The 14,317-nt window shown below is 72.6% G+C and carries 10 protein-coding genes and 2 pseudogenes; 6 read left to right on the forward strand and 6 right to left on the reverse strand.

All coding sequences use genetic code 11. The annotated features are described in order from the left end of the window. Window positions 1-5 precede the first annotated feature (5 nt). Window positions 6-1,196 (reverse strand): glycosyltransferase, encoded by a 1,191-nt coding sequence (locus QNO09_RS05425; RefSeq protein ID WP_283968895.1) that lies wholly within the window; start codon window positions 1,194-1,196, stop codon window positions 6-8. Window positions 1,197-1,235: 39 nt separating this feature from the next. Between QNO09_RS05425 and QNO09_RS05430 the strand changes: the two genes are divergently transcribed. Together QNO09_RS05430 and QNO09_RS05435 are read left to right on the forward strand one after the other, a co-directional pair. Beyond that, the gene (locus QNO09_RS05430) at window positions 1,236-2,021 is read left to right on the forward strand and encodes a glutamate racemase (protein WP_283968896.1); all 786 of its coding nucleotides are present in this window, start codon (window positions 1,236-1,238) and stop codon (window positions 2,019-2,021) included. 114 nt (window positions 2,022-2,135) lie between these two features. Next, window positions 2,136-2,690, forward strand: coding sequence for a hypothetical protein (locus tag QNO09_RS05435; protein ID WP_283968897.1), 555 nt, complete (start codon window positions 2,136-2,138; stop codon window positions 2,688-2,690). A 62-nt stretch (window positions 2,691-2,752) separates the two neighbouring features. Here QNO09_RS05435 and QNO09_RS05440 read toward each other — a convergent pair whose 3' ends face one another. Next, window positions 2,753-3,952: an O-antigen ligase family protein gene (locus QNO09_RS05440; protein WP_283968898.1), complete on the reverse strand. Its 1,200-nt coding sequence runs from the start codon at window positions 3,950-3,952 to the stop codon at window positions 2,753-2,755. A gap of 213 nt (window positions 3,953-4,165) precedes the next feature. Here QNO09_RS05440 and lnt point away from each other — a divergent pair, with 213 nt between their 5' ends. The 4 genes from lnt to QNO09_RS05460 all read left to right on the forward strand — a co-directional run bounded on the left by lnt (window position 4,166) and on the right by QNO09_RS05460 (window position 9,165). Further along, window positions 4,166-5,839 (forward strand): apolipoprotein N-acyltransferase, encoded by a 1,674-nt coding sequence (lnt, locus tag QNO09_RS05445; RefSeq protein ID WP_283968899.1) that lies wholly within the window; start codon window positions 4,166-4,168, stop codon window positions 5,837-5,839. Between the two features lie 10 nt (window positions 5,840-5,849). Then, window positions 5,850-6,329: an NUDIX hydrolase gene (locus tag QNO09_RS05450; protein WP_283968900.1), complete on the forward strand. Its 480-nt coding sequence runs from the start codon at window positions 5,850-5,852 to the stop codon at window positions 6,327-6,329. Window positions 6,330-6,383: 54 nt separating this feature from the next. Beyond that, window positions 6,384-7,184 carry a 3-hydroxybutyrate dehydrogenase gene (locus QNO09_RS05455; protein ID WP_283968901.1) on the forward strand — a complete coding sequence of 267 codons (801 nt, stop codon included), beginning with the start codon at window positions 6,384-6,386 and terminating at the stop codon, window positions 7,182-7,184. 76 nt (window positions 7,185-7,260) lie between these two features. Further along, on the forward strand, window positions 7,261-9,165 hold the full coding sequence (locus QNO09_RS05460) for a helix-turn-helix domain-containing protein (RefSeq protein WP_283968902.1): 1,905 nt from the start codon (window positions 7,261-7,263) through the stop codon (window positions 9,163-9,165). A 980-nt stretch (window positions 9,166-10,145) separates the two neighbouring features. Here the strand turns inward: QNO09_RS05460 and QNO09_RS05465 are convergent. The 4 genes and pseudogenes from QNO09_RS05465 to QNO09_RS05480 all read right to left on the reverse strand — a co-directional run. Next, window positions 10,146-11,732 (reverse strand): annotated as a pseudogene (locus tag QNO09_RS05465) (oleate hydratase); the annotation flags it as partial. Window positions 11,733-11,839: 107 nt separating this feature from the next. Beyond that, window positions 11,840-13,054, reverse strand: a complete 1,215-nt coding sequence (locus tag QNO09_RS05470) for a globin domain-containing protein (RefSeq protein ID WP_283968903.1) — start codon at window positions 13,052-13,054, stop codon at window positions 11,840-11,842. 337 nt (window positions 13,055-13,391) lie between these two features. Then, window positions 13,392-13,550: a hypothetical protein gene (locus QNO09_RS05475; RefSeq protein ID WP_283969196.1), complete on the reverse strand. Its 159-nt coding sequence runs from the start codon at window positions 13,548-13,550 to the stop codon at window positions 13,392-13,394. A gap of 14 nt (window positions 13,551-13,564) precedes the next feature. Continuing rightward, a pseudogene (locus QNO09_RS05480) lies at window positions 13,565-14,073 on the reverse strand (SulP family inorganic anion transporter); the annotation flags it as partial. Window positions 14,074-14,317 lie beyond the last annotated feature (244 nt).

Genomic DNA, 14,317 nt, shown 5'->3' on the forward strand with positions numbered 1-14,317 from the left:
CGCCGTCAGCCCTCGTCGGGCACGGCGTCCGGACTGGCGTAGGTGCGGCCCTTCCAGGCCGCGCCGCGCCCCCGGTAGTGCTGCACCGCCGAGTCGACCGTCATGAGGAGATAGAGGAACGCGGTGAACGGCAGCAGGGGAGCGAGCCACAGCGGCTGCCGGTAGTAACGGAGCATCGGGACGTACGTCCCCGCCATGACGAGCCAGGCGAGACCGCCGAGGACCGCGGCCGGGGCGCCACCGGCGACGAGGCCGGCCAGGACGGCCACGGGCGGGACCAGGTACACCAGCGCCAGCCCGGCGACCGTCCCGGCCAGCAGCAGAGGGCTGTACCGCACCTGCGCGTACGCGCTGCGCGAGACCATGCGCCACAGGTCGTGCAGCCGCGGATACGGTCGCACGCTGTCCACCCGCTCGGCGAGCCCCAGCCAGACGCGGCCGCCGCCCCGCTTGACGGCCCGGGCGAGCGCCACGTCGTCGATCACGGCGTGCCGGATCGCGTCCGGGATCCGCGCCGCCTCGGCCGCATCCGCCCGCAGCAGGACGCAGCCCCCGGCCGCGGCCGCCGTCCGGCCCTTCTCGCCGATCCGGCGGAAGGGGTAGAGCTGTGCGAAGAAGTACACGAACGCCGGCACGACGAGCCGCTCCCACACGCTCTCCACCCGCAGCCGGGCCATCTGGGAGACGACGTCGAACCCTCCCGAACGCGCCGCCGCCACCAATTCCCGCAGACTGTCCGGCGCGTGCGCGATGTCGGCGTCCGTCAGGAGGAGGTACTCCGGCTCGCGCGCGCGTGCCAGCCCGATGCCGTGGCGCACCGCCCACAGCTTGCCGGTCCAGCCCGCCGGGGGCTCGCCCGGCGAGCCCACGGTCAGCGGCAGCCCACCGTGCCGGCGCGCCAGCTCACGCGCCAGATCACCGGTGCCGTCCGAACTGCCGTCGTCGACGAGGAAGATCTCCGCCCGCCCCGGATAGTCCTGGACGAGCAGCGACGGCAGCGCGGCGGGCAGCACGGCCGCCTCGTCGCGCGCGGGGACGACGACGCACACGGCCGGCCACGCGTCCGGCTCCTCGCGCGAAGGCAGCCGCACATCGGTGCGCCAGAAGAAGCCCTGGCAGAGCAGCAGCCACAGCCAGGCGAGCAGTGATCCAGCGGCGGTCCACACAACAGCGCTCACGCGCGCAGTCTGCCCCACGGGACCTGCCCGGGACCGCTCATCGTCTATCGTGATCGGGTGAAGATCGCGCTCATGGACTCCGGAATCGGTCTGCTGGCGGCCACCGCCGCGGTACGGCGACTGCGCCCCGACGCCGATCTCGTGCTCTCCCTGGACCCCGACGGCATGCCGTGGGGCCCGCGCACCCCGCAGGACCTGACCAGGCGTGCCCTGGCCGTCGCCGAGGCCGCCGCCGCGCGCCGCCCCGACGCCCTGATCGTCGGCTGCAACACCGCGACCGTGCACGCGCTCACCGCCCTGCGCGCCCGCCTCGAACCCGGGCTCCCGGTCGTCGGCACCGTCCCGGCGATCAAACCGGCCGCGGCCGGCGGCGGGCACCTCGCCATCTGGGCCACCCCGGCCACCACCGGCAGCCCCTACCAGCGGGACCTGATCCGGAACTTCGCCGGCGGCGTGCCCGTCACCGAGGTGCCGTGCTGGGGTCTCGCCGAGGCCGTGGAACACGCGGACGAGGCGGCGATCGACGCGGCCGTGTCCGCGGCCGCCGCCCTCACCCCGGACGAGGTGACGACCGTCGTGCTCGGCTGCACCCACTACGAACTGGTCGCCGAGCGCATCCGGACCGCCGTCCAGCGCCCCGGTCGACCGCCGCTCGTGCTGCACGGCTCGGCGGGCGCCGTGGCCGCCCAGGCCCTGCGTCGGCTCGGCGAGCAGCCCGCGCCGGGAGCCACACCGCACGGCACGCTCACCGTGCTGCTCAGCGGACGCGAGGGCGCGCTGCCGGACCCCGCGCTGGCCTATGCGGAGGGCCGCCTGCTGCAGGCGGTCACACCCGCCGGCTGACCGGAACCCGTCACCGACGGTCATCGTCGTTCCGGGGCAGCCCGCCGCCCGGCCGGCGCCGTCACGCTCCGCCATGAGGTACCAGCGGAGTGAATCCTGAGTACCCTCAAAGACATGAGGGACCACCGCCACGGCGAGAACGCCCCCCACCCGCACTCGGAGGTGTGGACCGGCCGTGCCACCAACCGAGTGCAGTGGCTGCTGGCGCTCGCGGGTGCCGCCTGCATGGCACTGGGCATCGAGCTGGCCGTCGACTCGGCCTGGAAGTCCGGCATCGCCCCGCTCGTCATGGCCGTCGTGGGGTGCATCGCCGCCGGGCTGCTGGTCCTCTTCGGAACACTCGCCTTCGTGCACGTCGCCCTGCGGGTCGACGAGGAGCACCTCGAAGTGCGCTGCGGCCACATCGGCGTGCCCCGCCGCCGTATCCCGCTCTCCCAGGTGGTCGGCGCCACCTACATCTCCCATGTCACCCCCCGCCACTGGGGCGGCTGGGGTTACCGGTGGCGGCCCGAGAAGGGCACCGCGGTGGTCGTACGCCGGGGGGAGGGCGTGGAGCTGGAGCTGTGGGACGGGCACACCTTCACGATCACCGTGGACGACGCGGAGGCGGCCGTACGGGTGATCGAGGCCCGCCTGCGGCCCACCAAGCCGGGCGCCCCCGCGCACTGAACCGCCGAGCGCTCATCGCGTCCATCGGCCCGGCCCACCGACCATGTCGCCCGCTGAACCGCTCAGGGTTCCTGTGCGCCGGATGCGACCGCGCCGCCGCAGCAGGGGTGATCACCGACTGTGATCACGGCGCCGCGGCGCGGCCGTCGTCGAGGACCGGACGCCGTGCCGGTCGGCACGCGGTGGTGCGCCGTCACCAGGCAGTAGTGCGGTTCGCCCCGCGCGGGGGGGCTCTCCGGAGCGTGGCTCGTGGGTTCCAGGGGGCGCGCCGTGGCCATGCCCGCCAGCAGGCCCGCTCCCAGCGACACCGCGGTGAAGCTGAGCGCGTTGCCGATCGCGGCGATGGCGGCGAGCGCCGTCAGGGCCGCGCCCGCGGTGAGCGCCACCGGGGTCGGGCGCGGGCCGCGCCACAGGGCGTAGAGCATCCAGCAGAACGCCGCCGCCAGCAGGAGCACACCGACGACGCCCTGTTCGGCCGCCTGTTGCAGGAGCGCCGAGTGGGGCTTGCCGTCGGACAGCAGTGACTCGGCGGATGTCGCGCTCAGCTCCCCGAAACGGCCCGGGCCGGCTCCCAGAGCGGTGTCCTCGCCCACCAGTTGCCACGCCTCGTGCCACAGGCGGACGCGGTGCGGCGTCAGTCGCCCCTCCAGCGCGGCCATGAGACCGCCCGGCACGGCATGCGCGGCGATCGCCCAGATCACGCCGGTCACCAGGACGGCGACGGCCGCCAGCACGGCCATCCCGGCGCCGCGGTGACGGGTACGGCCGAGGGCCAGCGAGCCCGCCAGCACCGCGAGACAGGTCACGAAGCCACCGGTCGAGCCGAGCACGGCCGCCAGCGCCGCGATCGCGGCGGCCAGCAGACGCAGGGCGAACCGCACGGCCGGGACCGGCGCGGCCCAGGCCGCGCAGCAGGCGGCACCGGCCGACAGCGTCAGTACGGCGGCGGTCCCCCCGGCGTGCCCCAGGGGCGCGGCGATCTGCGGGCCCGGAGCGAGGTGCGGAACGGCCACGGTCAGCGTGATCCCGGCCAGCGCGCCGGCCAACGGTGCCCCGACGGGCAGCAGCGCCCCGCTGATCCGCCCGGCGGCATACCCGGCGGCCACGGCCAGCACCGCCAGGAGCACCCCCTCGGGCCTGCCGTCGTGCACGGCGGCCGTGATCAGGGACCAGCCGGCGCAGGCCCCCAGCACCACGACGCCCGCCGCGTCAGAAACGATTCGTCTCTCGCCGTCCGCGTCCGTTCCGGACGAGGACGTCACCCCTGTGGAACCCACCCCGCCCGCCCCCCGGCGCCCCGTGCCCCGACCTGTGAAGACCTCGGCCGGAACGGGCCCGACGGGCCGTACGACTGAGGCTTGGCACACCGTAACGGCTGGTGAGGGGTTTGGGGATGTGTCGTGACGAAATGAACAGGGAGTCCGCCCCGCAGACTGCGCTGTTCGCCCCGAGGTCACGCGCCTTAGACTCCGGGAGTGACCGTCACCGCAACCTCCGTCGGCGAGTCGGACCAGCTGGAGCCGCGGACCGCGCCCGCGGCGCGGACCTGGGCCGAGCGGCTCGTGCGTCTCCTTCCGGCCGCCGCAGCCGCGCTCTCCGGCCTGCTCCTCTACGTCTCCTTCCCGCCCCGCACGCTGTGGTGGCTGGCCCTGCCGGCGTTCGCCGTCTTCGGCTGGGTGCTGCGCGGCCGCGGCTGGAAGGCGGCCCTGGGCCTCGGCTACCTCTTCGGCCTCGGCTTCCTGCTGCCGCTGCTGGTGTGGACCGGAGTGGAGGTGGGGCCGGGACCGTGGCTCGCCCTGGTGGCGATCGAGGCCCTCTTCATCGCCGTGGTCGGTGCGGGTGTGGCGGCGGTGTCGAATCTGCCCGGCTGGCCGGTGTGGGCGGCCGCCGTGTGGATCGCCGGCGAGGCGGCACGCGCGCGTGCGCCCTTCAGCGGCTTCCCCTGGGGAAAGATCGCGTTCGGGCAGGCGGACGGCGTGTTCCTGCCGCTCGCCGCGGTGGGCGGCACCCCGGTGCTCGGCTTCGCGGTGGTCCTGTGCGGCTTCGGGCTGTACGAGGCCGTCCGGCTGGCCGGGCGCCGGCGGCGGACCGGTGAGGTGCGGCGCGCAGCGGCGGCCGTGGGCCTGCTGAGCCTTGCCGTCCCGGTCGTGGGCGCCGTCGCGGCCCGGCCGCTGGTCAGCGACACGGCCCAGGACGGCACCGCCACCGTCGCGGTGATCCAGGGCAACGTGCCCCGCGCCGGCCTCGACTTCAACTCCCAGCGACGCGCCGTCCTCGACTACCACGCGCGCGAGACGGAACGCCTGGCCGCCCAGGTCAAGGCCGGCAAGGCCGAGCAGCCCGACTTCGTGCTGTGGCCGGAGAACTCCTCCGACATCGACCCCTTCGCCAACCCCGACGCCCGCGCCGTCATCGACAGCGCGGCCCGGTCCATCGGTGTGCCCATCTCGGTCGGCGGCGTCGTCGAGCGGGACGGCAGGCTGTACAACGAGCAGATCCTGTGGGACCCGGCGAAGGGCCCCGTCGACACCTACGACAAGCGCCAGATCCAGCCGTTCGGCGAGTACCTGCCGCTGCGCTCGCTCGTCGGCGCGATCAACAACGACTGGACCGCGATGGTCCGCCAGGACTTCAGCCGTGGCACCAAGCCGGGCGTGTTCACCATGGACGGCACCAAGGTCGGATTGGTCACCTGTTACGAGGCCGCCTTCGACTGGACCGTGCGCTCCGAGGTCACCGACGGCGCCCAGATGATCTCCGTGCCCAGCAACAACGCCACCTTCGACCGCAGCGAGATGACCTACCAGCAGCTCGCCATGTCCCGGGTGCGCGCGGTCGAACACAGCCGGACCGTCACGGTGCCGGTGACCAGCGGTGTCAGCGCGATCATCATGCCGAACGGGAGAATCACGCAGAAGACCGGCATGTTCGTCGCCGACTCCCTGGTGCAGAAGGTGCCGCTGCGGTCCTCGCAGACTCCCGCCACCCGGCTCGGCATCCTCCCGGAGATCGCGCTCGTGCTTCTCGCGGCCGGCGGACTCGGCTGGGCCGGCGCCACCGGGCTGCGCGGACGACGCGCCGGTGACATGGAGCGGTACGCCGGTCGCACGCCGCCCGAATCGCGTCGGGCCGCCGAAAGCGGCCCTTAAGGTCGACGGCATGGCTACTCCCGACTTCATCCGCACCCTCCGGGCCTCCGCCGGTCATCAGCTGCTCTGGCTCCCCGGGGTCACCGCCCTCGTCTTCGACGACGAGGGCAAGGTGCTGCTCAACCGCCGCGCCGACACCCGCAAGTGGTCCGTGATCGGCGGCATCCCGGACCCCGGGGAGCAGCCCGCGGCCTGCGCGGCGCGAGAGGTCTACGAGGAGACGGCCGTGCGCTGCGTCGCCGAACGGGTCGTCGTCGTCCAGGCCCTGGAGCCGGTCACGTACGAGAACGGCGACACCTGCCAGTACATGGACATCACCTTCCGCTGCCGGGCCGTCGGCGGCGAGGCGCGGGTCAACGACGACGAGTCGCTGGACGTGGCCTGGTTCGACGTCGACGCCCTGCCCGAACTGAACGAGTTCGGACTGCTCAGGATCAAGCAGGCCCTGTCGGACGCCCCCACATGGTTCGACCCCACTGCCTTGGGCTGAACTATGGGGCCTGACCATATGGGGTGGGGCGGGGGCGCTGCCTAGGGTCGCACCATGACCGCGCCCCGTGCCCACCTGGCCCCCCACGCCGTTCCGCTCGACCTGGGCGGACGCACCGCGCTCGTCACCGGCGCCGCCGGCGGCATCGGCCGTGCCTGCGCTCTGCGGCTCGCGACCGCCGGGGCCAAGGTGAGAGCCGTCGACCGGGACGCCGCGGGGCTGGAGACACTGGCCGACCGGGGACGCGGTCTCGCCGGCACCGTAGAGCCGCACGTCCTGGACCTCACCGACCTGGACGCCGCCGAACTCGCCGCCGCGGGCACCGACGTCCTCGTCAACAACGCCGGGATCCAACTGATGCGACCCATCGAGGAGTTCCCGCCCGACGTCTTCCACACGGTGCTCACCGTGATGCTGGAAGCGCCGTTCCGGCTCATCCGCGGAGCCCTGCCCCACATGTACGGGCAGGGGTGGGGCCGCATCGTGAACGTGTCATCCGTCCATGGGCTGCGCGCCTCGGCCTACAAGTCGGCCTATGTGGCCGCCAAACATGGTCTGGAAGGACTGTCCAAGACCACCGCCCTCGAAGGCGCACCCCACGGAGTCACCTCGAACTGTGTGAACCCCGCCTATGTGCGCACCCCCCTGGTCGAGAAGCAGCTCGCCGACCAGGCGCAGACGCACGGCATCCCCGAGGAGCGGGTCCTGACCGAGGTGCTCCTGCGGGACAGCGCCGTCAAGCGGCGTATCGAACCGGAGGAGGTCGCCGAGGCGGTGGCGTATCTGTGCGGTCCTCAGGCGTCCTTCGTGACCGGCACCTCGCTCGTGCTCGACGGTGGCTGGACCGCCCACTGAGCCCGCCGCTTCCGTCGGCCCGGGGAGTTGTCCACAGGGCTGACGGGACGGCCCGGTCATGGTGAATCCTGTGAGCATGTCCAGCGATCATGTGCAGTCCGCCGAGATGCCGTTCCTCGAGCTCTTGGCCAGAGGCGCGTCGGCCGACGTCTACGAGCAGCCGGAGCTGCTCGCGCGTGCCGAGGGGCGCCCGGAGGAGTGGATCGCCGCGCTCCGGCAGGCCAAGCCGCTCGCCCTGCGCGTGCGCGCCGAGCTGGAGGGGCGGCGCCGGCGCGAGGCCGAGCTGTCCGCCCTGTTCGAGACCGCCCACGACCTCGCGGGGCTGCGCGACCTCGACGCCGTGCTCCAGGCGATCGTGCAGCGCGCCCGCTCGCTGCTGGGCACGGACGTCGCCTACCTCAGCCTGCACGACACCGAGCGCGGCGACACCTACATGCGGGTCACCGAGGGCTCCGTCGCGGCCCGGTTCCAGCAGCTGCGGCTTGGCATGGGGGAGGGGCTCGGCGGCCTGGTCGCCCAGACCGCGCGCCCCTATGTCACCGACGACTACTTCAAGGACGACCGTTTCCAGCACACCCTCACCATCGACGCGGGCGTGCGGGACGAAGGACTGGTGGCCATCCTCGGGGTGCCGCTGACCCTAGGGCACCACGTCATCGGCGTGCTGTTCGCCGCGGACCGCCGCGCCCGGGTCTTCGAGCGGGAGCAGATCGCCCTGCTCGGTTCGTTCGCCGCCCTCGCCGCGGCCGCCATCGACACCGCGAACCTGCTCGCCGAGACCCGGTCGGCGCTCGCCGGTCTGGAACGGGCCAACGAGATCATCCGGGACCGCAGCGGCGTCATCGAACGCGCGTCCGACGTGCACGACCGGCTGGCCGAGCTCGTCCTGCGCGGCGGCGGGGTGCACGACGTGGCCGCAGCCGTCTCCGAAATCCTCGACGGCACGGTCCGGTTCGCCGAGCCCACCGCCGCCCCGGCCGGGGCGCTGGAGACGTCCCGCGCGGAGGGCCACGTGGTGCGGCACGAGGACGACTGGATCGCGGCCGTCACCGCGGGCGGTGAACTGCTCGGCGCGCTGGTGCTGCGCGGCCACCCGGGACTCGACCCCGTCGACCAGCGCACCCTGGAACGTGCCGCCATGGTCACCTCCCTGCTGCTCCTGGCCCGCAGATCCGCCGCCGAGGCCGAACAACGCGTGCGCGGCGAACTGCTGGACGACCTGCTCGACGCCCGCGACCGCGACCCGCGCCTGCTGCGGGAGCGTGCGGCCCGGCTCCACGCCGACCTCGACGCGCTCCACGTGGTCCTGGCCGCGCGGCCGGAGGGCGGCGCGGCCGATGCCGACCAAGAGGCGGACGCCCGCAGACGCCTGGCGGCGGCCGCGTCCCACCTGGCCGCCACCCGGTACGGCCTGGCCGCCGCGCGGGACGGGGGCACCGTCCTGCTGCTGCCCCTCGGCCCCGGGGACACGGCGACCGGCCTGGCCCGCCGCGCCGCCCGGCACCTGGGCACCGCGGTCCACGCACCGGTCACCGTCGGCGCTTCCGCACCCGCCGACGACCTCGCCCTCCGCCCCGAGACCGTGGCCACGGCCTACGCGGAGGCCCGGCGCTGCCTCGAAGCCCTGCGCGTCCTCGGCCGTTGTGGCGACGGGGCCGCCGCCGAGGACTTCGGCTTCCTGGGACTGCTCTTGGCCGGCGACCGGGACATCCCGGGCTTCGTCGACCGCACCATCGGTCAGGTCCTCGCCTACGACCGGCGCCGTGGCACGGAACTGCTGCGCACCCTCGACGCGTACTTCGCGTGCGGCATGAGCCCCGCCCGCACCAAGGACGAGCTGCACGTCCATGTGAACACGGTCGCCCAGCGCCTGGAGCGTGTCGGCCGCCTCCTCGGCGACGACTGGCAGAGCCCGGCGCGCGCCCTGGAGATCCAGCTCGCCCTGCGCCTGCACCGGTTGTCGGCGCCGGCACGGCACTGACCCCCGTACGCGCGGACGTACGGGGGCCGCAGAACACGCTCGCGGGATCAGACGCTGCGGGCGTCCTCCACGGTGGCACTCGTCCGGTCGGCCCCCGGCTCGGTGGCCGGAACGACATCGGCCAGGTCCCGGTGACGGGTCTCCTCGGCCACAGCCACCGCGATGACCGTGAGGATCACTCTACTGACGAGTCATCAGGTATCGGTGCGGGGCCATGGCGTGCCTGTGCGGCGTCCGATTGGGCATTGCAGACTGGCCGACCATCGGACGGATGCTGACCTGATGGGCGGCTGGGTCCCTTTCGGTACGGGGACTCAGCCGTAGCCCTGTCGTCTTGTGGGAAGTCGACAAGGCGTGAGTGGCCCCGTATTGGTGGGTGCTCGGTCCTGCCCTCGAAAAAATGTCGTGGCGAAGTGCTCCCAGCAAGTTCTTGGTCTGCTGGTGGTACCTGCTTGCTGTAGCGCTGATCTGGCACGGTCTCCGCCCGTACAGCGAGGCGTACCTGCGCCGCTTGCGCAGTCGGAGGCGATGGCGGACCGGCTCGTGGTGACACTGCGGGAGCGGCAACCGGGCTGGCGGACGGTGGACGCGCTGGGGGACCGGGTGCGTGAGGGGCTCGCCCAGCCGAGCGAGCTCGACGACCTGTCGGAGCGGTGCGGGGCAGACCTGGAAAATCCCAGGGTGAGCGGGTGCCGCGAGGTCTCCTGCGTCGGCGGGCCTGCTGAAGCACCTCGAGCTCGTGGCGGGGGAGCCTGGCCAGCAGGCGACCGGGGGCCCCGCGAAGAGCACCGTCCCCGACAGCTCGGTGGCGCCGGACCAGATCGGAGTGCTCCGCGATTCGTACAGCAGCGGTTCGCTATGGGTGTCCATCGCCACGATCGCTGCCTGTACCGGTCGGCCCCACTCGTCGACGGGGGTACAACCCGTTGCCGTACCCGGCCAGTCCCACCGCGGCCACGGCTCCCAGGTTCCGCTCCACGTCACCGACGGTGCATGGTTTCCAGAGCGGCGGCCAGCACGTGGGGATCGTGGTGGCCCTTGTAGACCGCGGGCGGTTTTCTGCCGAGGCCGAGGAGCTGGGCTACGGCTGTCCAGGCGGTGCGTACGGAGTACTCGACGGTGAAGACCACGTCGTCGGGCACCTCGGCGAACTGGCCGATGAAGGCCAGGTTGACCGAGCCCTCGGGTACGACCTTGGGACGGTCGTCGCGGCGGCGGGCCAGGAACTGGCTGGTGATGTACGGCATCAGGCAGGGCACGACGGTGGAGGTCTCCATCACACGTGCCGCCACCGCGTCGTCGAAGGGCAGGTGGTGCAGGACCTCTTCGAGGATCTCCCGGCCGGAACACATCGTCATCGGCTTGGGCGTGTGGTTGCCGGCGCGGCCGGGGCGCAGGCCGTAGCCCCACCAGACGGAGACGTCCTCGGGCTGGTCGCGGTAGACGGGCTGGCGGCCCGCGGCGATGGTGAGCAGCCAGTTGGAGTCGGTGAACGTCATCAGCCCGCCCCGGCCGGTCTCCCGGCCGCTGAACTCCGCTAGCGCGTCCAGGAGGGCGGGGTCCTTGGCAGTGACGGTGAACGACTCCCAGCGGGACTCCTTGACGTGCTTGTCGAAGGCGTCGGGATTGCCGAAGTCGTCGCGGCCCCGGGCGAGCCGGTGCCAGAGCAGCCAGGCGTCCGAGTTCCGGGGTGGGGGCGGCGGAGCGGCGAATTGGGAGCCGAAGCTGGTCGAGTCGGTCATGGAGCCGTTGGTCACCAGGACCAGGTCCTCGGGGGCCACATCGATCTGTTCCTCACGGCCGTCCCGGGTCAAGTAGATGCGCTTGACTGTCGTGGACCGGTGCCCCGGCGCGAACCCGAGGTCGGTGACGTGGCAGTGGGTGTGGACGGTGACGCCCCGTTCGTGGAGCCAGGTGGTCAGGGGGCGCACGATGGAGTCGTACTGGCTGTAGCGGGTGTGGTGGATGTCGGAGAGGGTGGAGAACTCGGGGGCGAGGTGGATGAAGCGCCTGAGGTAGCGGCGGAACTCGATGGCGCTGTGCCAGGGCTGGAAGGCGAACGTGGTGCACCACAGGAACCAGAAGTTCGTGGTGAAGAAGTGCTCGGAGAAGCAGTCGGTGATCCGCTTGCCGTCCAGGTGTCCCTCGGGTGTCACCAGGCAGCGGACCAGGTCCAGGCGGTCGCGCTCGGAGAAACCCATCGAGCTTACGTCGACGATCCTTCCGTCGCCGTCCACGAGCCGTGCGATGTCGTCCCAGGCGAAGTCCTCGTGTCCGGCGAGGATCTCCTGCGTCACGGACACCGAGGGCTCGTCGAGCGAGGGGATGCCGGAGAGCAGGTCGTACGTGCAGCGGTACTCGGCCTCGAACATCCGCCCGCCGCGCATGGTGTAGCCGACGTCGGCCGTGCCGCCCGCGTCCAGGCTGCCGCCGAGGTTCCGCTGCTCCTCGAAGAGGTGGATGTCCGCTCCGTCGAATCCGCCGTCGCGGATCAGGAACGTGGCCGCGGCGAGCGCCGCTATGCCGCTGCCCACCAGGTATGCCTTCGCCATCGCACAACTCCTCGTTCTGGCCCGTTGTTCGGGAACCGCACGGTGTCAGCGTTTCCCGTGCCTGCGTGCGCCGTCAGTGGGCTGTTGGTCACCCACCTGGTGCGGACGGCCCCATCAGTCGTTCAGGCCGCCCGCCCGGGAAGCCACAGGTCGGGGCCGAAGACCTCGTAGCGGATGCTGCGCGCCGGGACGCCGGAGGCCAGCAACTGGCCGCGCACCTCCCGCATGAAAGGCAGCGGCCCGCACAGGAACACCGTGGCGCCGTCGGGCAGTTCGAAGTCGTCGAGGTTCATCAGGCCCTCGCGCGCGTCGGGTTCCGCCGGGCCGGGCTGCTCGTACCAGAAGACCGCGCGGGCTCCCGGCAGTTGCCTGACCAGCTCGCCCGTCTCGGTGCGCAGAGCATGGTCGGCGGGGGAGCGGTCGGCGTGCAGCACCAGCACCGGCCGGGTCGAGCCGAGGGCGGCGAGGTGCGCCAGGATGCTGGTCATGGGGGTGCCGCCGATGCCCGCGGAGACCAGGACGACCGGGGTGGTGGCGTCCGCCGGGTCGTCGAGGAAGACGTCCCCGAAGGGAGCCGACAGCGTCAGTTCGTCCCCCTCGCGGACCTGGTCGTGCAGCAGGTTGGAGACCTCGCCGTCCGGCGCGCCGGACGTGCCTGCGACCCGTTTGACGGTGATGCGCCGCAGGTCCCCGCCCGGGTCGGACGACAGGCTGTACTGGCGCAGTTGGTGCACCCCGTCGGCCATCAGCACCCGTACGCTCACGTACTGGCCCGCCCGCGCCTGCGGTGCCGGCTGCCCGTCCGAGGGGCGGAGCAGGAAGGACACCACGTCGTCGGTTTCGCTGCGGCGCTCGACGACCGTCCACTGCCGCCAGATCTGCCCGGGCTCGACGCCCGCGTCCTGGTAGAGGCGGGCCTCCTGGGCGATCAGGGCGCCGGCCATCAGCCAGTACACCTCGTCCCACGCGGCCGCCACCTCGGGGGTGACCGCGTCGCCGAGGACATCGGCTATCGCGCCGAACAGATACTTGTGCACGATCGTGTACTGGTCGTCGGTGACCCCCACCGCTGCATGCTTGTGCGCGATACGGCTCAGCAGGGCGTCGGGCCGGACGGCCGGTTGCTCCAGCAACATGGTCGCGAAGGCCGCGATCGAGCCGGCCAGGGCGCGGCGCTGGGCACCGCTTGCCTGGTTGCCACGGTTGAACATCCCGTCGAGCAGCTCCGGCCGGTCGCGGAACATGGCGCCGTAGAAGCGGGTGGTGATCTCGTCGAGGGCTCCGGCCACGGTGGGAAGGGTGGCGCGTACCACGGCGGCGGATTCTGCGGACAGCATGAAGACTCCCAGGCAGGCGGGGGGTGAGGTGGGATCGGGCGCCGTAACGAAGGGGCGACCCTCTTCTGTGTAGCAGGCACCGGACCGCGTTTCGGCGGTGCTGGGCGAAGAAGGGCCGAACGGCCCCATCGAATCAGGCACAGCTGACCCAGGGGTCCCGCCGGGCCCGGGCCGGATGGGCTGGGGACGACCTCCTGTCGGCCCTGTCCGCTGCCGCGGCGGGCGCGATCAGCCGCGTCCGACGACGACGGCGTTCGCGGGCACTCCACAAGCAGCGGATGGCTGAACATCGGGGCGTGGGCGGCCTACTGGTCGCGGCGCCACTCCCGGTACGCGGCTACGGCCGTCGGCAGGTGGGAAAGATCCGCTCGGGGCCGACGGCGTCCACGAGGCCGTACGCCGTCAGGTCGTCCAGCAGGTCCTGCTTGACGCGGACGAGGGCGAAGACGATTCCGCGGTCGGTGAGTTCACGGCGGAGTGCGTCGACGGCGTCCAAGGCGGTGATGTCGCCAGAGCGACGGCGGCGAAGACGACCGTGGCCGGATGGGCGTCCGCCAGGTTCCGGACGAAGGACCACAGCTGCGGGAAGACGTGGAACCCGCGGTGTCGACGCCGGTCAACTTGGGCAGTTGGTCCACCATCATGATCAGCGCCACGCCCGCCAGGTAGCCGATGAGCACGGCCGGGACAGCAGATCCGCGAGGAAGCCGAGCCGCGTCGCCCAGGCCACCACGCACAGCAGTCCCACCGCAGTCGCGAGTGTGGCCGCCAGCGTCGCGTACCGGGCCGGATCTCCGGCGGCGTGCGGACCGACCACCGTCGCCGTCATCAGCGCGGTCGTCGACCTCCGGGCCGACCGAGAGCAGGCGGGAGGACCCGAGCAGGGCGTACAGGGCGAGCGCGGGCAGGATCGCCCACAGCCCGGCGACCCGCCGCAGCCCGGCCACGCCCGCGCAGGCCATCACCTGGGGCACGAGGTACGCGGCCACCGTCACCCCGGCCAGGACGTCGCCCTTCAGCCACGAGCACCGGTAGCCGAGGAGCGTGCCGAGCCCGGGTGCCGGACGGCGCCAACCACCCCATCGCGGAGCACGGTCGCCCGAACTACGGGACGCGACCCTCCTTCTGACGAGTGGTCTCAAGGATCCACTGGCCAACGGACCGCGCAGGGGCCGATGGTCCCGACTCGGACGGCATGGTCCTCACACTGAAGGGCCGACCGGTCTCCCCGGCGTATGGCACCGCCGGCGCCGGGCAAGCGGT

The organism is Streptomyces sp. 378, assembly GCF_030124145.1.
Lineage (GTDB): Bacteria > Actinomycetota > Actinomycetes > Streptomycetales > Streptomycetaceae > Streptomyces.

What these genes read in the sequence shown, in the direction of transcription:
- QNO09_RS05435 (WP_283968897.1), top strand. Translation starts at nt 2,136, where the DNA reads ATGAGGGACCACCGCCACGGCGAGAACGCCCCCCACCCGCACTCGGAG.
- QNO09_RS05450 (WP_283968900.1), top strand. Translation starts at nt 5,850, where the DNA reads ATGGCTACTCCCGACTTCATCCGCACCCTCCGGGCCTCCGCCGGTCAT.
- QNO09_RS05455 (WP_283968901.1), top strand. Translation starts at nt 6,384, where the DNA reads ATGACCGCGCCCCGTGCCCACCTGGCCCCCCACGCCGTTCCGCTCGAC.
- QNO09_RS05460 (WP_283968902.1), top strand. Translation starts at nt 7,261, where the DNA reads ATGTCCAGCGATCATGTGCAGTCCGCCGAGATGCCGTTCCTCGAGCTC.
- QNO09_RS05470 (WP_283968903.1), bottom strand. Translation starts at nt 13,054, where the DNA reads ATGCTGTCCGCAGAATCCGCCGCCGTGGTACGCGCCACCCTTCCCACC.